The following is a 20,202-nucleotide window of genomic DNA, read 5'->3' as shown; positions in this document are numbered from 1 at the left end:
TAAAAACATTCCAGGTTATATTGCAGTTGCAGTAACCGAAATTAAAAGTGGTATTTCTTATTTTAGTGATTCTGCTGCTGCCAGTTTTGATCCTGAGTTGGCTTCGGCTTTTAACTTAGAAGTAGTAAAAGCAAAATTAAACGCAATTAGTGCTTTAGGTTTAGCCCAAAATATTGATGATATCATGATTTCATTAACAAATCAAATTCACATTATTGATATTTCAGAAAACAACGAATATTTTATTTATTTGGCTGTAGATTCAAGTAAAGCAAATTTAGGAATGACTAAAGCTCTTTTGAATAAATTTAAAAAGGATATTACTGAAAAAATGTAATCGATTTTAAATCAGAAATCTGCATAAAATCGTTTTCTGTTAAAGCTGATTTTTATTTGTTATTTAAAAATCCGGATATAAAAGCTCGTTGAAAGGTAATTTCTACGAGCTTTTTTTATAATGACTGTATAAAAATTTAACCGCAAGGTACGCAAGGTTTTACGCAATGATCGCTAATTTATTTCTCGCAGAGTTGCAAAGTTTTTCTTTTTTAAGTTTTTCTTTGCGACTCTGCGACTTTGCGAGATTAAATAAAAATAGTTTTGCGAACTTTGCGGTAATTTTTAAACTACTTAGCAGTAGTCGTAAAAAGCGAGTTGACAATTTTCTTCTTGATGGTTTCACTTTCTTTTGTTACAATAAAAACCAAACGGTAAGCCAAAAGAAAACCTACAAATCCTAAACAGGTCAAAAACACCCAATTGGTTTTATAACCATAATCAGTTACAATTGTCATACCTGTTTTGGTACTCAAAATATGGGCAACACTATAACTCATTGTAAAAGCTGCCATAAATTTACCTTCCTGTTTTTTAAGAGATCTGTTTTTTACAAATGAATTTGCAAAAGGGAAAGTAAGCATAATTCCGATAGTCATAAAAACCATCATTGCTATCAGGGCAAAAATGCTGTGTTCGATTAACAAAAACAAGTAACTCACCGCCATAGCCAGTACGCCATACGACACCATTAAAAGTTTATTGATATTTTTAGACTCTACATAACTCACTATAGAAAGTTCAAAAAGTAATATTAATACACCGTTTAGTGCTAAAAACAAACCACTTTCTACACTCGAAAAATTGAATACTTCCTTGTAATAAAGAGAAAGAGTCGTAAACATTTGAAAAAACAAAATACCTGTTATTAAAGTAACAACCAGATGAATCAAAAAAGGTTTGTCCTGCAAAATCGAATTTCCTTCTTTTAAATATTTGAAACTATTAAGTTTAAAAGGCAATTTTTTCTCTTTTACATAAATAGCAAATAACAAAATACTCAAAATACAGGTTAAGCCATCAATGTAAAATAAAAAAGTATAGTCTAAAACAGTGATAATGATTCCGCCAATCAGCGGGCCAAACATAAAACCCAGATTTACCGAAGATCGAATTAACGATAAGGCTTTTGTTCTTTCGTTTTTGGTCGCATAAGTATCCAGTGAAACCAACATTGCCGGTCGATACATATCTGAAACTGTTGTTAGTAACAAAACCCCGAAGCAAAAACTGTAAAAAGTAGTTAAAAACTGAAGCAAAATAAAGATAAGTCCGCTTGTGAATAAGCTAAAAACCATGACTTTATAAAAACCAATTTTATCAGATAATTTACCGCTAATCCAGGTTCCGATAAAAGAACCTACACCAAAAAACACCATCACCCATCCGATCTGACCGTAGGTAAAATGAAGTTGTTCCATCATGTATTTAGAAAGAAACGGTACAACCATTGCACCTATTCTGTTAATAAAAGTTGTAATGGCTAAAACTTTAACCTCTACAGAAAACTGACTGAAATTTTTTAAATAATTCTTAAGTAATGTTGTAATCATAAAATATAGGTTTGGGTAATAAGTAATAATAGATTTTATAGGCAGGCTATTTCAGGAAAACTCTTTTATTATTCATACGATAATTTCATTTCGTAATAATAATAGTTAGAGATAAAATTTTTCCGGACAAAACCAAAACTCTCATAAAGCTGGTGTGCAGCATAATTTTCAGTGTCCGTATTTAAGGAAATATGATCAACTTTTGTTTTTTTAGCATAATCAATACATTTCATTATAATTTCTTTACCAATATATTTTCTTCTAAAATCTGGTTTGACATATAAATATGAAATATGCCAATTGTATTTTATTTTAGAAAGTGGGTTTACTTTATAATAAAGTACTATAAATGCTACAGGAATATCATCTTCTTTTTTGACAAAAACTTTAGCTTTATTCCGGTCCAATTTATACTTAATAAATAACACGGCATTTTCTAAATTTAACAGTTTTTCATCTATTAATTTTGACTCAAAAATGATGTCTTTTACGGACTCAAAATTATTGGAATCTATTTCTAAAATTTCATGCAAATTCACCATAATAAAAGTTTAAGAAAAATCTAGCAAAAACCCTCATTTACAATGAATTATTAAGTAATTTATCTTGTGTTTTCAAAGCCGTAAATGTACTTTTTTTTAATGGAAAAATCATCATTTTTTAACCTAAAACAGCCTGTTTTTTTCAGAATATTTTGCCTCTTTTTTTCAGAAGATTTTGTGTGGTTTTTAATCGTAAGAAAATGGAAATAAAAGGCAAAAAAAAACGTCTCAAATTCTATTTTTGAGACGTTTTTCCAAGAGTTTATTTTTTCTCTTCATTGTTCAGTTTATCATCTAATTCAGGTTCTTCTTTACCTTTAAATTTTTTAGTGTCAACATCATAATTTTCATCGTTTGTCAGAACTTCATCATGTTCTTTATATTGATGTTTTCTGGTGTCACTTCGATTGTCAAATCCACTTTTATCAGAGTGATTTGAATTTTGATTATTCGTTTTCATATCTCGTAAATTTTAATTTTTATAAAATTACTTGATATAGAGATATTTATCTTTATACAATCCTTACTAAAACTTATAAAAATAGCACTAAAAATAAAGGCGAAACCAATCTTTTAATTCCCTAATTTTGAATCGGAAGTAAAACAAACATCAAATTCAAAATCGAAATTGGTGAATAATAAACATGTCATTCTTACAATTTTACACAAAAAATATTTTCATATAAATGGTTACTGATTATAAAAAAATTGATTTGTTTGGAAAAACCCTAATGCAAAAAGTAGCCATAAAAACGCCATTTCAATTTGATTTTCCTGTTTCTGATTACGCTTGTTTTTTATTTTCGCTTGAAGGTGATATTCAATTTCATGTAGATGAAGAACAAATTGATATTCCCAGAAATTATTCGGTACTTTTAAATTGCTTAAATACAGGAAAAAGGATAACCAATTCAAATTCAAACAGTTCAAATGAAATTGTTGTTATTAGTTTTCATTCTGATATTTTAAAAAAAATCTATGATCGGGAACTTCCTTTCCTGCTTCAAAAACCAAAAAATAACGTTACAAATCAGTCAAACGAAAAAATAAATAATGACTTTTTGATTCGGAAATATATTGAAGGACTTTTATTTTATTTCGAAAATCCATCTTTGGTAAATGATGAAATTTTGATTTTAAAATTAAAGGAAATCATACTTTTATTATCGCAGACACAAAATGCAGAAACGATTCAGGTTATTTTGTCCCAGCTTTTTTCGCCAACTATTTATACTTTTAAACAAATTATAGAAGCCAATTTATTTTTACAGGTTAGTATTGAAGATTTGGCACAGAAAACCAATCTTAGTATTTCATCCTTTAAAAGAGAGTTTACAAAATTGTACAACACTTCTCCGGCCAATTATATCAAGACCAAAAGGCTCGAAAACGCAGCCGAACTTCTCTTGTTTTCTGATAAACGCATAACCGATATTGCTTTTGATTGCGGTTTTAATGATCTGGCGAATTTTACAAAAAGTTTTCACGACAAATACAAAATGACTCCTACAAATTACCGATTGAAGTTAAATAACAAGCAATAGACAAAAGTTTATTTTAGTTGAGCCAAATTGCCAAATAATTGAACTTTTTTACAAAATCATTCCACTTTTTGTATTGCAAATTTGCGTTGTCAATAATGACATCGAATTTTTAAATATAATTAAGATGGGACTATCAAATTTAGGGATTTTTCACACCCTTATTGGTGTTGCTGCTATTGTTGCTGCACTTATATCATTCATAAAATATGGAAAAATAGATTTAAGCAAACTTACGGGAAAGATCTATTTTTATACCACTTTGATTACTTCATTAACTGCTTTGGGTTTATCAAAACATGGTGGTTTTAACCCGGGTCATGTTTTGTCATTACTTGTTGTAATTTTAATTTTGGCGGCCTATTTTCTTTATTTCCGAAAAAAGGAAAGCGGCAGGGCACGCTATTTTGAAAACTTCGCCCTTTCTTTTAGTTTTTTACTGTCTATGCTGCCTACCGTCAATGAAACGTTTACCCGTATTCCGGTTGGGCATCCTTTGGCAAAAGATATAAATGATCCTTTGATAGGGAAAACATTACTACTTCTTTTGGTATTATTTATTGCAGGATCTGTCTATCAATTTATTATTCAAAAGAAAACTAATAAAGCCATTACCAAATTATAATCATCTCATAAACTGTAAATTATATAATTACATAGTATAATAACTGTAAAATACAGCAGGGCATCTTTCCTAATTTTATAAAAAGGAAAAAGAAGTTCTTATCCGTAAACTGTAACTACAATAATTTAAAAAATTATATTATGAATTTAGATGAATTAGAAAACAACCGTCAGGACGACCAGAATTTTCAAGATGATAAAATAAATAAGGGAATGGAAATTGAATCTCCTTCAACAGATCATTCCATAACAGAATATTCAGAGCCGGATTACGGAAATGATTTAAGTACCGAAGAAATAAATCAAGAGAATCCTCAGGAATTTGATAACGAAGAACCTGAAGAGGAATTTGATGATGAAACGCCGGATGAATTAGATGAAGACGATGAAGAATTTACCGATCCTAATCGAAACGAATAACGTAAAACCGTCTGTAAATCAGGCGGTTTTTTTGTGACTGTTTCTGTTTTCTTCGAAAATTCCCCAGCACTTTTGTACCGATAATCTTTTGCTTAAATTTGCCAACTGCCAACGTCGGAAAAAAAATAAACTTATAGATTATTTTTTCTAATAAAAGGCAGTAAAATCAAGTGAAAAAAGAGGACGTGGATAAAATCGAAAATGAAGAAAGAAGCTGGACTATTTGTCCGGAATGTCAGGGACGAGGCAAAAAAAGTCAAAGACTTAGTAAAAAAGTACGACTACTTTATCAAACAGCACTAGAGCAATTTGAAAAAACAAACGGTCAAGGAACTGCTCCTATTCGTCCTAAAGCGCATTTATATACCTGTTTAAATTGTTCGGGATCCGGATTGCTTTCTTCTGTTACTCCTCCGGTTGCAGATAAAGAAAACTATCCTCATGTTGCTATTATTGGCGGCGGAATTGGCGGCGTTGCTCTGGCTGTAGCCTGCCTGCACCGGGGAATTCCTTTTACGCTTTATGAGCGCGACAGCAACTTCAATGCCCGATCTCAGGGTTACGGACTTACATTACAACAAGCTAGTAAAGCAATTGAAGGATTGGGTATTTTCTCGTTGAAAGATGGCGTGATTTCTACAAAACATCTGGTTCACACTACAGAAGGAAAAGTAATTGGCGAATGGGGAATTAGAAAATGGATAGATCCAGATGCAAAAACGGCTCCCAAACGCACCAATATTCATATTGCACGACAATCTTTGCGTTTGGCGCTACTGGAGCAATTAGGCGGACATGATGCTGTACATTGGGGACATCAATTAATAAATTTTAAAGAATCCAGTGATAAAAGCGTTGAGCTTAATTTTCAGGTAGATGGCGAAATAAAAACCGCCAAAGCAGATCTTGTAGTTGGAGCCGATGGAATTCGAAGTTCTGTTCGCAGGTTATTGATTGGCGAAGACAGTGCTCCTTTGCGTTATCTTGGCTGTATTGTAATATTAGGAATTTGTCCTTTAAGTTCTCTAAAAAATGTAAATAGTTCTTTATTAGACTCTGCGACGGTATTTCAGACCGCTAATGGAAATGAGCGAATTTATATCATGCCTTATACAGCAGATTCTGTGATGTGGCAGCTTAGCTTTCCGATGACAGAAGATGAAGCTAAGGCTTTAAGCGATCAGGGGCCTCAGGCACTTAAGGAAGAAGCCTGCCGCAGAACGCAATGGCACGACCCTATTCCGCAAATTATGACGGCAACATTAGCAGAACAGATTTCCGGATATCCTGTGTATGACAGGGAATTACTCAAAAAAGAATTATTAGAAAAAAGTGAACAGGTAACGCTAATTGGAGATGCAGCCCACCCAATGAGTCCGTTTAAAGGGCAAGGTGCAAATCAGGCGTTGCTGGATGCACTTACCTTGGCTCGGGGAATCTCAAAAGGATGTAATCCCAGGTCTCAATGGCGAAAAGTAGGAATAAGAACAAGTGTTTTAAATGAATTTGAATCTGCCATGTTAGAACGCAGTGCTACTAAAGTAAAAGATTCTGCCGAAGCCGCTCAATTTCTTCATTCTGAGATTGTACTTTATGAAGGCGATGAACCGAGAGGACGTTGTTTAAAGAAAAAAAATAGCGAAGACTAGTTACTATTTCTGATCTTTGTAATTGATTATTAAATGTTTGATTAAAATAAACGTAACTAATAATAGACAAGCGATGAAATTTAACTATGCCGATTTTGAAGTAGTAAAGAATATTGCCCTGACATTTCCTAATACCGAAGAAAGTGTTTCGCATGAAGGAACTCCATCTGTAAAAGTACGGGGAAAATTAATGTGCCGACTTCATGACAGCGGAGAATTTATTCCGATAAGGCTTGATTTTGAAATACGCGATAAGTATTTAGACAGTCATCCTGAAATTTTTCATTTACCGGACCATTTTAAAGCTTATCCTTACATCTGCATGTGGATACACAACTATAACAGAAAATTGCTGACTGAAATACTTGAATTGAGTTGGAAAGGGCTTTCTACAAAAAAACAAGTGAAAGAATATGAGGAAAGGAAATAACAATAAAAAAATCCCATTTCATAAGAAACGGGATTTTGATTTTATGTTCGATTTCATCTTAAATGGTAAGCTGAAAACTATATATATCGGTTGATAATATTTTCGAAAAGTTCTTGTTTTCCGCTCTGCAATTCGAGTTCACCATTTTCAATAGCAATATCGTACAAATCTTTAAAATTTAATTTTCCTTCTTCAAATTCTTTTCCTTTTCCGCTGTCAAAAGAACTGTAACGTTGTTCTCGTAAACTCTCATAAGGAGAAGATGTTATAATTTTATCTGCAGCAAGCAAAGCTCTGGCAAAAACATCGGCTCCGCCAATATGTGCCAGAAAAATATCTTCTACATCTGTTGAATTCCTTCTTATTTTAGCATCAAAATTTACTCCGCCCCCCTGGAGACCGCCTGCTTTTAAGAAAACCAGCATAGCTTCTGTAACTTCTTGTATATTATTTGGAAATTGTGCTGTGTCCCAACCATTTTGGTAATCTCCCCTATTGGCGTCGATACTGCCTAACATACCCGACATTGCTGCAACCTGCAACTCGTGTTGAAAAGTATGTTGTGCCAATGTTGCATGGTTGACTTCGACATTTATTTTGAAATCTTTATCCAGACCATATTCGCGTAAAAAACCAATTGCTGTTGCACAATCAAAATCATATTGATGCTTAGAAGGTTCCATTGGTTTTGGCTCGATTAAAAAGTTTCCTTTAAAACCCTGTTGTCTCGCATAATCTCTTGCTTTGGATAAAAATTCTCCCATATGATCCAGTTCGCGTTTCATATCGGTATTAAGTAAACTTAGATATCCTTCACGTGCTCCCCAAAAAACATAATTTTCACCATCTAAAGCAATTGTAGCATCCAGAGCTAATTTTACCTGAGCAGCTGCTCTTGCAACAACCTTAAAATCAGGATTTGTTGCGGCTCCGTTCATGTATCTCGGATTAGAAGAGCAATTGGCTGTTCCCCATAAAACTTTGATTCCGGAAGCTGCTTTCTTTTCTTTTAAATAATCAGTCATTGTTAGTAATCGCAACTCTGATTGTGTAAAATTTTGTCCTTCCTGTACCAAATCATAATCGTGAAAACAGAAATAATCAAAACCCATTTTACTTATAAATTCAAATGCTGCATCTGCCCTGTTCTTTGCCGCCTGAATGGGTTCTCTGAATTCATTCCACGAAAAATTGTGAGTGGCCTGCCCAAAAAGATCTGCGCCGTTTCCTCCAAAGCTATGCCAATACGCAACTGCAAATTTAAAATGCTCCCGCATTGTTTTGCCTGCCACAATTTGCTCAGGATTATAATATCTAAATGCCAAAGGATTATCTGAATCCTTTCCTTCAAAATTAATTTTGCCAATTCCTTTGTAATATTCTTTGTCTCCTAAAACTATCATCTCCCGTCTCTTTTTATAATTTTAAAACAATTTATCGTAATAATACGGCAAATGTATAGTCAAAAAGACTGTTTGATAAGCCAAATTTCTTTCAAAAATTTAACTTTAACACATATTTACTAGTATTTAGCTTCAATAATTCAATCGAATATTAAACTTACATAACTTCGTTATTCTGTTTATAACCGAAAAACCCCTTTTGCCAAATTGGTAAAAGGGGTTCTTTTTAATCTGAAAACTGCTTAAATTAATCTACACGTTTTACAGAAAGCTTGTCTAAACAGAAATAAGCCGCCGTATTCATTCCGTAAAGAGGATCTGAATCTGTTGAAGCCATTTGAAAAACAAGGTATTGAACGTCTCCCAAAGCCTGAAGTTTGCTGGCAGAAACACTAATCCATCCGGTTGGCATAACCAAAGATGATCCTGTATAATCTGCCAGAGTCTGAGTTACCGGATTTGTAATTACTCCATTTTCATCAACACCATAAATCAATAATTCAAAATGATCGCCGGAAGCAAAAGGCTGAGCAAATCCATCGCCATACAAACAGCCATAATAGGGCCATGGATGCATATTGATTTTTAAGCCTTCAACCGTATATATTCCTGTATTTCCAATTTTAATCCAGTTAGAAAAACCGCTTTCGCTAAAGGTAGTTCCTTCAGGGTTTTGAGGATCTAAATAGCTCGACCAATAGGCCACAATATAAGGGTCTCCCGAAGTTCCCGGTGTTCCTGGCGTTGTTGTAGAGGAAGTTCCAAAACCGCTTCCTGCCATAGTTCCCCATTGATGAGGCACCCAGCCATCTGATCCGCCCGAACCCGAACCAGAGCCATAATTTGTAATATCATTTACATTTGATACAATAAAACCATCCCAATAATTATAACCTGAAGATGTCGCAGTGTGCGAAAATGTAAAAATATCTACACTTAGGTTCGTGTTAGACACATAAGTGTTTTGCCAGTACTTTCCTCCTGTTGTTGTAATACCGCTGCTCAATAAAGCACTAGTCAGATTAAGAGTTGTCGTGGTTCCTATCGAAGGATCTGTAACAGCGATTTTTGCTGTTTTTGATGACGTTTTTACTGCCGAATTACTTTCGCTGCCTAAAACATCATCGTCGCTACTACAGGACGAAAATCCCACCATCAAACCGAATGTCAAAAAATAAACTACTTTTTTCATGATTTATAAAATTTATGGATTAATATTCATTCTTAATTATCTCAAATTCAACAGTATAAATAATTACTTCTTTGGAAAATTTAAATCCGATACTTCCTGAAAAACGCTCGTTAATAAATCTGCAGCTCCCAATGCTGTAAATGTTGGCACATATACTTTTACAAAATCAACTCCCGGTAAATGCACTTTTTTTCCATCTTTATCAACTGCCCAGCTAATGTCTATTGATGGATCTTTAATACCACCGTAACCCCATTCAAAAGTTCCAACATTGTAAGCTGTACCGGCACCATCACTTACATCTTTTACCGGTATAGCTACTTTTGTTCCTTTTAAAGTATAAGTATCTGCTGCCCATGCCGGATAATAATTAACTCGTCTGCGATTATTGGTTTTGGTAATTGTACCAGATCCGTTTTGGTTGTCTGTCCACGGAAGATAGGCTGTATCATACTGCCAGCTTGCTGTTCCGGTTACCGGGCTCGCCGTGGCATCAGGTTTATGATAAGTTAGTTCGTAATTTTTAACTGTTGTAGCTTTATAATATTCGCTTCCTGCTATTTCATACCATTCGTTTTCATCAGCAATTCCGTTTTTATTTGCATCATAAGCTACGGCTATACTTACGGGAGAATATTTAATCGAAGTAGTTCCTGTTGCCATCTGAACAGTAAAATCACGTTTATCATAAGCGTTAACAACGGTGTGGTCAAACGCTGTAATAATATATCCTCCAAATGTTCCCAAATAAACAGAACCACCTTCTTTTATAGTTGCCTGAGTTTGCTCCAAAGCTTCTTCTTTTGTAGTGTAACTCGCTACACTAAAGCTTGGTGCTGGTAAAAAATCTACAAGTGTTAATGCTTTTGCTGTATAGGTTTTTCCGGTTTCTGAAACGGTAATTTTAGTCGAAGCCTGTTTTACAATTTTGTCTACTGTTACCGTAAGATCTATCGCATAATCACCTGCTTTTGGTGTAATAAATAATAAAGTTTTGCTATCGCCGATGATAGAATCTTTTGCAACACCATCTTTATCAGAAACTTTTACTGACCATTGGTATTTGGCAGTTTTTCCGTCACCATTTTCGATTACTACTTCCGGAGTTATTTCTGTAACATTATATTGTTCTATTGCAAAATCTGAAGCTAATTTTATAGCAATTGTTGGGTCTTTAACAGGCTCTTCTATAACTTCTTCCGGCTTTGGATCGTCATTGCTGCACGCGTAAAAACAAACAAAAGCGATTAGAAATAAACTATACTTTAAATACTTTTTCATGGTCTTACTTATTTATTTTTTAGATTGTATTTTTTTAATATATGAAGGTCTCCTGCTCCTGCAAATACAGTCGCCATTGAAGATTGTTGCTGGCAAAGTCCCATTGGTTCACTCACACAGTTAACTACTTTAATAAAATTGATTCCCGGAAGATTAGCTTTATTTCCGTCTTTATCTACTGCCCAGTCAATATCAATATTCGGGTTTATGGCATTTGCATATCCCCATTCCGGAGGAGTAGAATTCCACAAAGTAGTCTGACCTGCACGTGCGGTTTCAAAATCTACATCTAGTTTCAGGCCTTCATAAGTAACTGTAGTCTGTGTTGCCCATAAAGGATAAAATTCCTTTTTAGCTCTTGGTCTAGCCAAATAATAGGTTTCTTCCTGATTGTTTTCGCAAAAAACATGTTCATAATCTAAGAAAAGGGCACTCGATGTTACCAAAGGTTCTCCGGCAGCTTTTTTATGGTAGGTAACTTTAAAATTCTTAATTGTATTGGCTTTCGAGTGCTGACTTCCAATAATTTCATACCATTCGTCTGCATCGGGTTTTCCGTTTTTATTTTTATCATAAGCCACATAAATCAATCCCGGTGCCGGCGGATTTGCTTTAGGGGATGTTGGATTCGATACATCTCCTCCATATACCCTAAAATCTTCGGTTCCTGCCACATTAAGGATAGTATGGTCAAAACCAACAATTATAGAACCTCCAAAACCTCCCAAATCTATTGGATAACCTACACTGGTTTCGTTGATTCTGCCCAAAGCCGTTTTCATTACGTCTTCTTTAGAATTGCCATCTTTATACAAATCGTTGGCGAACATTCCTGGCGCTGGATCAAAATCAAAAATACTTGTTATGTAAGGATTGTAATTTGAAGTTTCGTTTGTAACGTTTACAGTTGTCGTTTTGCTTCCTTTTTTTTCTGCAGCTGTAACATTCAGAGTAAATTCATAAGAACCTGCATAAATCGCTGTGAATCTTAAATCTTTTGAGTTTCCAACAATAGAGTCTGTTATCTGGTTAACAGGATTTTTTGTCATGATCCACTCGTATTTGGCAGTAGTTCCGGCATCAGAAGCTGCAATATCTAAAACCGTAAATGTTGGAATTTCATATTTTTCCTGAAGCGTAATTTCAATTACATTGGCATTTTCATCCGGTTTATCGTTATCACTGCTGCATCCGATAAACGAGAATGCGAGGGCAAACAATAGAAGATGGGTAACATTTTTTTTCATAATTTCTGATATAATAATTTTGGTTTTGATACTGTTTGATTTATCGCGTAGGGATATTTTCTCCTAAAAGATGTAGATCTGTTGCGCCCATTATTTCTGTTGAAGTTTCTCCCAGCCATCCCGCCTGTTGGTTAAGACCGTTGTAAACTTTTACAAAGTCAATCCCCGGAAGCTCTACTTTTTTTCCGCTTTTGTCGATGGCCCAGTTAATGTCTATTCCGGAATCGTCATCTGCATTGGGTGCATTATCGGCGTACCCGTATAAAAAAGCATACTGAACAAAATAACTTCCAGTTCCGCTTTCATCTACAGCATTATCGGGTAATCGCGTTCCTTTAAAAGTGATTGTTTCCTGATCTTTAAGCCATTTAGGCCAATAATCCAATGAATGATTGTAAGCGTTGTTTTGTGCCAAATAACCATTTTTACCCTGATTATCTGTCCAATAAATGTATTCCATATCTGTAAAAAGTACGGTTCCGGTTCCACCGCCCGGAACAGGTGTTTTGTTTGGATCCGGTCTGTGATAGGTTAATTCATAATTATGAATTGTTTTAGCCATTTTATGTCCCCCGCCTTCAATTTCAAACCATTCATCATCCGGGAGTCCGTTTTTGTTTTTGTCATATGAAACCATTATAACTCCGGCTTCGCTGCTTCCGCCACGCAATTCTGCATTCGGATTAGGATTGGTTTCTGCCCAAAAAGCATTACCCAGAACTCTAAAATCACGCTTTCCTTTTAGGTTTACAATTGTGTGATCAAACCCAAAAACTACATAACCGCCAAATGCGCCAAGCGAAATAAGATCTCCGTTTTTCTTTGCCAGATACGAATTGGCTCTGCTTAATATTCTCTCGGCAGTGTCACCATCATTTGCCACAGGAAGATCATTGACAAATTGTCCCGGAGCCGGTTTAAATTCGAATACTTTTTCGATATAGCTTTTTAATTCTTTAGTTTCTGCGCTTACAAAAACCTTAACTGTTTCTGTTTTTGTATTTCCTTTGTCGTTGATGGTAACTTTAAATTCATAAGTTCCAACTTCTGTCGCTGCGAATAAGGCTTCTTTTGAAGTGCTATTTGTCAAAGAGTAATTTTCTGAAGAAGCATTTACTGCCGTCCAACTGTAAGTAGCATCTGCGCTCACACTTATTTTTGAACTTAAAGGCACTATCGTAAAACGTTGGGTATTATATTCATTGTTATCAACTTGTTCTTCATCTGGCTGTGTGTTATCACTGTCAGAACAATTGGTTAACATTACTATTGCAAAGAAAAAAAGCAGTAATAACTTTAAATATTTTATAGATCTGTAATACATATTTCTGGTTTTATTTTTTGGTTATAAAAGCGATATGTGCGGGGATATTTCCTGCTGTTGTTTTCCATTTTAATTTTCCTTCGGGGGTAAAACAGTAGATATATCCGGTTACTACATAATTTTGGGCATCGGTGATGTAGATTTCTTTGGTTTCAGGATTTACCTGAAGTCCATACGGAATCATGATTTGCTTATCTGTACCATCCGTAATAATTTTATCGCTTATAATTTTCTTGGTTTTGGTGTCTAATATCCCATAAGTAATTTTGTTGCTATTCGTGAGATAACTCCACTGAACGCTATAGTAATAAAGTAAATCGTCGACAAGGCACATTCCTAAAACCGGAAGATCCAACTGCATTTTTTTCTCATCGGTCTGGGTATCTATTACAAAAAGATTGGATGGCGTATTGTAATAATCCCCTCTTGAACTCACATAAATATCTCCTCTACTGTCTATTTGCATACCGTAGAGATTAATACCTACGTCTATTTTCTTTATTTCGGTAAAAGTTTCAAGATCGATTACAGAAACTGTTCTGTCGTAGTTAGGAACTCTATAGCCTCCGGAATTAGCAACATAAAGTTTACCGTTATGCACCACCATTTGTTCGGGCTGGTATCCTACTGTAACTTTTCTTTTAATTTCTAATGATGTGGTATCAATTTCGGCAACAAAACCAATTTCTGCATTAGGGTCAATAGCAACTGGACCCGAATAAGAACTCACGTATGCTTTATCTTTATAAAAAGTTACATAACGGCAATTGGGAATATCAATTTTTTTGATGCGTTTTGCCGTCCATTTATCTATAACTTCTACTTTATTAGAAACATTTATTACCGCGTAAACCTTGTTGCCATAAATTTGAATATCATTTCCAACATCGCCTAATTCTTTTACGACTGTCGGGTTGCGTTCTGAGTAAATATCGGTTGTATAGTTTCCTGTTCTGTAATTAAAAACATCTATACTCGCCCGGTTCATTCCCATATTTCCCTCGTTTAGAAGATAAAAACCTTCTATATTGCCATCACTTCTGGGTGCAGCAACACTTACATCCGAAGATGGAAAAATGGTTTCTTCTTCTCTACACGAAACAAAAGCAAGGGCTATAAATAAAGGAAGTACTAATTTTGCGGTTATCTTTTTCATAGCTCAATACTGATTATAAATTTTAGCGTACGACCCGGCATCGGATAATTGTAAATCACTTCATATTGCTGATTGAGTGCATTATTGAGTTCTACCGTTCCTTTTAATTTGTAATTATGAATTGCAAATGCTTTTTGTACCGATAGATCATGTGTGTACCAAGGCTGTACTTCGTTGATTCTGATGTTGTTTACATTGCCATTATATCGCTTTCCGACGTAGATAAAACTATAGTTGAAATTCCACGATTCATAATTGGCATTTAGTATTCCGGACCCGCTATGCCAGGGTGTGTACGGAATCTGATCGCCGTAAGAGGACAATTCCAAGCCTCCAAATTTGGTATAATCCCGACTTTCAGAATACGTATAAGTTAGATTTGCAACAAGGTTCAATTTGTTAATATGCATACCTATATTAATAACCGATTCTATTCCGTGGCCTTTTACCTGTCCCATGTTGGTCATCATCCATCGGAACAAATTTCCTGTTGGAGCTGCGATTATTTTGTCTTTGGTATTGGTGTAATATCCATCAACCTGAATAGAAAATTTGTCAAAAAAGCTTTCCTTAACAGGCAAATTATAAGTGAACCCAACATCATATTGATTCATATAATCAGGTCTTAAAGTGCTTGAACCAACCATTGTATAATATAAATCATTGAAAGTGGGCATTCTGAAAATGCGTTTTGCAAATGCTCTCAGATTAAAATCGTAAGCTGCAAAAGGTGTATATCCGAGAAATAATGCCGGAGTAAATTCTGTTTTATCGGGCGCTTTTGCATTGTATCGAACCTCTTCATGCACGTGCGTACCAACAACACTTCCTAAAGCTTTAAATCTACCCACTCTGTAAGAACTCGCGAGAGAAAATAATGCTGTATAACGTTCGGGATAAGAAAACAAGGTTTTAATTCCTTTTCTGGTTGCATTTAATCTGTTGTATTGAAAATCTGTAGAAAGCGAAATATCCCAGGTTGGCAAAATGCTGTACATATTTACTGCCGAGAAATAATATTCCTGCTGGTAATAACTATCGTCTGACTGCGCTCCTTCGGTTACGGTTTCGCCAAGCACATTTGTAGTATCTCTGGCTACGTAATGGGTATAATCGTAAGCATATTTTGCCTTTGCCTGAAATTTATATTTATTGGTAAAGTCTTTTATAAATGTTCCCTGCGAGAAAAAATTCTTGTCGTATTGCCTAAAACCGTCTGAGAATTTATTTTCGACAATAGCGCCGGGAGCACCTCTGTCTGAATCATAATAATATACTTTTGCATCCCACGAACCATTTTTTATTTTTCCGTAAAGACCCGATTCAAATCTTAGTGCTTCAATATCGCTGTTGTGTCGGGTTGCGGTAGTATCGTAGGCCACAGTTCCATCCAGATTATTTCTTTTGTACCTGAATTTATATTGCCCATTCGATTTTATATATTCAGAACTTACGCTCAGGCTTACTTTGTCACTCAATTTTTGTTCCCATCTAAAAGACGGATCAAAATAATTGATTGACATTGTTTTGAAACGTACTAATACATTTGTTTTTTTATCATCTAAAAAAACAGGTCGTTTCGTTCTTAAATAAATAGTTGAAGCGGCCGCAAAGTCTTTTGCAGACTGAAATATTTCACTTTTTTGCCCGTTATACATGGTTAGGGATTCCATGTCGTCTAGAGAGTATTTTCCCAGATCTGTAACTCCGTTTTGGGCATTCCCTAATTGAATCCCATCGTAAAAAACACCCACATGATGTGTACCCATGTTGCGTACATCAACGGTTTTTAGACCGCCAAGACCGCCATAATCTTTAATTTGAGTTCCGGCAAAATAACGAAGTGCATCTGCAACATTATGACTCGCGAGATTTTCAAGCAATACTCCCGAGAGGCTTTGTACAGGAATTACTTCCTGATAGGGTTTTCCTTTTAAAATTACTTCTTTTAAAACCCGCAAACTATCGTTAGATACTTGAGAATGAAGTACAACAGGAGATAACAGAACAATGAATAAAAGTATTTTTTTTGTATTATACATCACTTATTTAATTAAATAAACTTCGGGATGTAATAATCAAAAAAGCAATAAGAAAGAATCCCGCCATATAATGACAGGTCCGTTTATTGTTGTTCAACTTTATTCCACGAAAGTCTTAAACTATGTGATTGTGGCAGGTCTCCTGACTTGTTCCATCTTTAAACAGCCTTCTCATCCCGAGATCGGGACAATGGCATTGGTAACGTTTAAAGACTTATACAGAACTTACAGTAGCGGGTCTGTTCAGGATTTACACCTGATTCCCTTTTAACTATTTTTTTCTAAGAAAAATAGACCAAAATCTGGCGCAAAGATATAACTATCTTTATAAAAATAAGTATGAATGTATTAATTTACATTTTGTCCTACATATTGGCAAAACTGAATATTTTATCAAGTTCGATAATAGAAGTGCCTTTAGGCAGCACTGTTGGAGCCTTTGCTAATTTCTTTGCCAGCAAATCAGTTGGGAGTGGTTTGAACTTTTTAAATAAGCCAATTGAGTTTACTGCTTTTAATATTTTTGCCATCGCATATTCACCAAAACGATCTGAATTTGCCCTTAAAAGCAATCCTGGCCTAAAAATAATATACTGTTGGAAATTGAGCTCTGCTATGCTGTCTTCGAGTTCTCCTTTTATCTTCGAATAAAAAACTTTACTCTTCGAAGTAGCTCCGTAAGCAGATAACAAAACAAAGGATGAAACTCCATTTTCTCTGGCTAATCTGGCAAATATTGCAGGAATATCAAAGTCTATTTTCTTTTGATTTTCCTTTGATCCTGCTGCTTTGAGCGTTGTTCCTAAACACGAGAAAATGACATCGCCTACAATCAAATTCTTGTAATTGTCTATGTTGGAGAAATCCACAATTTCTTCTACGAGTTTTGGATGCTTTTTGTTTGTTGCTCTTCTTACAAAAATGGTAACAGATTCGTAATTTTTATCTGCCAAAAGTTCATCAACCAGAAATTCTCCCGTTGAACCTGTTGCGCCAATAACTAATGCTTTCATAATTTTAATTTTTAAATAATAATTTCTAATACAATATTAAGGCAGACTAATAAATTTCGTCAATATTAAAATCAACAGTATAAAGTTTCATTGGTTGCGCCTTTCCTCTTAAAAGTATTTCTCCCTGATGTATATAAGTTACAGGTAAATCTTTTGGCAGAGCTTCTTTTATGGCTTCAGAAATAACAAAATCATGATTAAAATCATTGCATTTGCATTGAATTCTTGACGTTGTATTAAGAAGATCTCCATGATAAACAATTTCTTTTTTTACTTTTCCTACCCAGGTTGTTACAGCATTTCCAATGTGCATTCCGGCCTTAAACTTCGGAATCCTATTATAGGTTTTTAAATAATATTCATTTCTGTTTTTAATACATTGTTTAAGAAGATAAAAGCAATACAAACACCGCTGGTCTTTTAAACCCGTTGCTGTTTTCCAGGTCAGAATAATTTCGTCTCCGGCATATTGATAAACTTCTGCACGTGAAGCCAGAATGGCATCAGTAAAATCGTTGAACAAATCCTGCAGTAATTTGCTATACAGAATATCTCCCAACTCTTCTGCCATTGTGGTGGATGATTTGACATCGACAAACATAAAAATCCGTTCTTCCTGCATGGGGCGATGATATCGACCTGTAAAATAATTAGAAAAAAATCGGTTGCTTAACAAACTGCTAATTTCTAAAAACAAAATCAGAAAAATTGATGCACCAAGCGAAAAGATAAAATCTTCAAAAAGACGATTATTAATGTATTTACTTAAAGCTTCCTGATAGGTAAGATGACCTAAAATCTCTGCAAAAACAATCACGAAAAATAGTAAAAACAATATTATACAGAAACTATAAATAAGTGCTTTTAAAATCATACTTCCCAAAAAGGAATAGTTATTTAGATGAGTAAGTGTCTTCTCAAAAATAATTACAATAAAACCAATAGAAATTCCAATAATGGTACCGGGCAAAAGTTTTAGATATTGATAATCTGCTCCGGCATTACTAACTGCGGTATAAAGCAAACCCATTGCTCCACCAGCAACAATTGCTTTAAAAATGAGACTGTATTTTTCATAAAAAGGTATCTTAGGCAATTCCATATAACTAGATATTGATGAATTTCAAGGCACTTTTCCTTTATCTTTTAGAAATTTTAAACTTCTTCAATAAATAAAAAATACTATTCTAATCAAAAGTAATATAGAATGTTAAGTATAAAAAATTAATCAATAACAATATCCGGATTAAATTTCAAACCTAAATAAAGCAAATTTCAACGTTAATAAACGGTAACAAAACTGTCTCTGTTACCGCTTTTATTCAGATTTAAATTGTTGCCGGCTCTTTATAAGTTTTCCAATCTATATAACCGTGATTTCCTAATCCATAATGCAAATCACGATTTGGCGGCGTTAATTCCCAGTTGTTTTCCAATCTTTCTACTAAATCCGGATTAGAGATAAAAGGTTCGCCAAATCCCGCAATATCAATTGTTCCCGCATCGATAAGCTGCTCAGATTTTTCTCTGGTCATTCCGCCGGCAAGAATAATTACACCATCATACCAGGAACGAAAACGCTCTATAAAACCATCTGGCAACGCATGGCTTCCTTTAGATTGCTGATCCATTAAATGGATGTAAACTATATTTCTTTTCTTTAATTCTTTGGCTAAATATTGATACGTTGCTTCTATTTCATCATAATGAGGCAAATCTCCCAAACCTCCGTATGGCGTTAATCTGATACCTGTCTTTTCATTTCCAATAGCTTTGATAGTGGCATCAATAATTTCTAATAAAAATTTGGAACGGTTTTCAATGCTTCCTCCATATTCATCTGTGCGGTTGTTTACAAAAGGATTTAAAAATTGCTCTACCAAATAACCATTTGCGCCATGAATTTCTACACCATCAAATCCCGCTGTAATTGCATTTTTTGCAGCATTTACAAAATCGTTTACAACATCTTTTACTTCGCTTGACGAAAGTGCTTTGGGCTTTGATGCTGCTACAAAACCTTCAATACCATTTTCGTTATATCCCCAGGCCGAAGTATTTTTTGCCTGAATATCTGATGGACCAACGGGCGCGATTCCGTTTGGTTGATTTGAAGTGTGAGAAACCCTGCCCACGTGCCACAATTGAGAAAATATAATGCTTCCTTTTTTATGTACCGCATCGGTTACTTTTTTCCAGCCTTCAATTTGTTGTGGTGTATACAATCCCGGAATGTAAAGTACTCCTTTTGCTGTTGCAGAAATTGCTGTTCCTTCTGTTACAATCAATCCTGCGCCTGCACGTTGCTTGTAGTAGAGAACATTATTTTCGTTGGGAATACCATCTTCATTTCTTGCTCTTGTCATTGGTGCCATCGCAATACGATTTTTTAATTCTAAAGAACCAATCTTTGCCGGCTTAAATATATCTGTTTTCATAATCTATTTTA

At 34.6% G+C, this 20,202-nt stretch carries 19 protein-coding genes and 1 riboswitch; of the genes, 6 read left to right on the top strand and 13 right to left on the bottom strand.

The genetic code is table 11. The features are described 5' to 3' along the window. Positions 1-337 (top strand): hypothetical protein (locus RT99_RS04190; RefSeq protein ID WP_082036911.1); only part of this gene is annotated, 337 nt, incomplete at its 5' end. A gap of 289 nt (positions 338-626) precedes the next feature. On the opposite strand, the gene RT99_RS04185 is transcribed toward RT99_RS04190, so the two are convergent. From RT99_RS04185 to RT99_RS04175, 3 genes are all read right to left on the bottom strand, one after another. Then, positions 627-1,889, bottom strand: coding sequence for an MFS transporter (locus tag RT99_RS04185; RefSeq protein WP_042563480.1), 1,263 nt, complete (start codon positions 1,887-1,889; stop codon positions 627-629). A 68-nt stretch (positions 1,890-1,957) separates the two neighbouring features. After that, a complete protein-coding gene (locus RT99_RS04180; RefSeq protein WP_371197936.1) occupies positions 1,958-2,422 on the bottom strand; it encodes a GNAT family N-acetyltransferase in 465 nt (154 codons plus the stop codon). A 271-nt stretch (positions 2,423-2,693) separates the two neighbouring features. Further along, the gene (locus tag RT99_RS04175) at positions 2,694-2,891 is read right to left on the bottom strand and encodes a hypothetical protein (protein WP_042563478.1); all 198 of its coding nucleotides are present in this window, start codon (positions 2,889-2,891) and stop codon (positions 2,694-2,696) included. 226 nt (positions 2,892-3,117) lie between these two features. Between RT99_RS04175 and RT99_RS04170 the strand changes: the two genes are divergently transcribed. The 5 genes from RT99_RS04170 (at position 3,118) to RT99_RS04150 (ending at position 7,095) form a co-directional block, all read left to right on the top strand. Further along, positions 3,118-3,975 (top strand): AraC family transcriptional regulator, encoded by an 858-nt coding sequence (locus tag RT99_RS04170; protein ID WP_042563477.1) that lies wholly within the window; start codon positions 3,118-3,120, stop codon positions 3,973-3,975. A gap of 124 nt (positions 3,976-4,099) precedes the next feature. After that, a complete protein-coding gene (locus tag RT99_RS04165; protein WP_042563476.1) occupies positions 4,100-4,597 on the top strand; it encodes a hypothetical protein in 498 nt (165 codons plus the stop codon). Positions 4,598-4,737: 140 nt separating this feature from the next. Continuing rightward, complete coding sequence (locus RT99_RS04160) at positions 4,738-5,016, top strand: hypothetical protein (RefSeq protein WP_042563475.1); 279 nt, start codon at positions 4,738-4,740, stop codon at positions 5,014-5,016. A 185-nt stretch (positions 5,017-5,201) separates the two neighbouring features. Beyond that, on the top strand, positions 5,202-6,665 hold the full coding sequence (locus RT99_RS04155; protein ID WP_042563489.1) for an NAD(P)/FAD-dependent oxidoreductase: 1,464 nt from the start codon (positions 5,202-5,204) through the stop codon (positions 6,663-6,665). A 73-nt stretch (positions 6,666-6,738) separates the two neighbouring features. Then, complete coding sequence (locus RT99_RS04150) at positions 6,739-7,095, top strand: hypothetical protein (RefSeq protein WP_042563474.1); 357 nt, start codon at positions 6,739-6,741, stop codon at positions 7,093-7,095. A 77-nt stretch (positions 7,096-7,172) separates the two neighbouring features. On the opposite strand, the gene xylA is transcribed toward RT99_RS04150, so the two are convergent. The 10 genes from xylA to RT99_RS04100 all read right to left on the bottom strand — a co-directional run bounded on the left by xylA (position 7,173) and on the right by RT99_RS04100 (position 20,191). Beyond that, entirely contained in the window at positions 7,173-8,498 is a 1,326-nt protein-coding gene (xylA, locus tag RT99_RS04145; RefSeq protein ID WP_042563473.1) for a xylose isomerase, read from the bottom strand. A 247-nt stretch (positions 8,499-8,745) separates the two neighbouring features. Next, positions 8,746-9,690, bottom strand: coding sequence for a DUF4465 domain-containing protein (locus tag RT99_RS04140; protein WP_052483555.1), 945 nt, complete (start codon positions 9,688-9,690; stop codon positions 8,746-8,748). 63 nt (positions 9,691-9,753) lie between these two features. After that, positions 9,754-10,971: a hypothetical protein gene (locus tag RT99_RS24580; protein ID WP_052483553.1), complete on the bottom strand. Its 1,218-nt coding sequence runs from the start codon at positions 10,969-10,971 to the stop codon at positions 9,754-9,756. 8 nt (positions 10,972-10,979) lie between these two features. Further along, entirely contained in the window at positions 10,980-12,218 is a 1,239-nt protein-coding gene (locus RT99_RS04130; protein ID WP_042563472.1) for a hypothetical protein, read from the bottom strand. 40 nt (positions 12,219-12,258) lie between these two features. Next, on the bottom strand, positions 12,259-13,542 hold the full coding sequence (locus tag RT99_RS04125) for a hypothetical protein (protein ID WP_052483551.1): 1,284 nt from the start codon (positions 13,540-13,542) through the stop codon (positions 12,259-12,261). Between the two features lie 10 nt (positions 13,543-13,552). Next, complete coding sequence (locus tag RT99_RS04120; protein WP_042563470.1) at positions 13,553-14,698, bottom strand: DUF5074 domain-containing protein; 1,146 nt, start codon at positions 14,696-14,698, stop codon at positions 13,553-13,555. Next, entirely contained in the window at positions 14,695-16,740 is a 2,046-nt protein-coding gene (locus tag RT99_RS04115; protein ID WP_042563469.1) for a TonB-dependent receptor, read from the bottom strand. Before RT99_RS04115 ends, RT99_RS04120 begins: the two co-directional genes overlap by 4 nt. A 114-nt stretch (positions 16,741-16,854) precedes the next feature. Next, positions 16,855-17,055, bottom strand: a riboswitch (cobalamin riboswitch). Between the two features lie 50 nt (positions 17,056-17,105). Beyond that, positions 17,106-17,753, bottom strand: coding sequence for an NAD(P)H-binding protein (locus tag RT99_RS04110; RefSeq protein WP_042563468.1), 648 nt, complete (start codon positions 17,751-17,753; stop codon positions 17,106-17,108). A 46-nt stretch (positions 17,754-17,799) separates the two neighbouring features. Further along, a complete protein-coding gene (locus RT99_RS24575) occupies positions 17,800-18,855 on the bottom strand; it encodes an adenylate/guanylate cyclase domain-containing protein (protein ID WP_052483549.1) in 1,056 nt (351 codons plus the stop codon). 226 nt (positions 18,856-19,081) lie between these two features. After that, positions 19,082-20,191 carry an alkene reductase gene (locus RT99_RS04100; protein ID WP_042563467.1) on the bottom strand — a complete coding sequence of 370 codons (1,110 nt, stop codon included), beginning with the start codon at positions 20,189-20,191 and terminating at the stop codon, positions 19,082-19,084. Positions 20,192-20,202 lie beyond the last annotated feature (11 nt).

The organism is Flavobacterium sp. MEB061 (assembly GCF_000834715.1).
Taxonomy (GTDB): Bacteria; Bacteroidota; Bacteroidia; order Flavobacteriales; family Flavobacteriaceae; genus Flavobacterium; species Flavobacterium pectinovorum.
The sequence above is the reverse complement of the archived record's forward strand: the minus strand, read 5'-3'. Positions and strand labels throughout refer to the sequence as shown.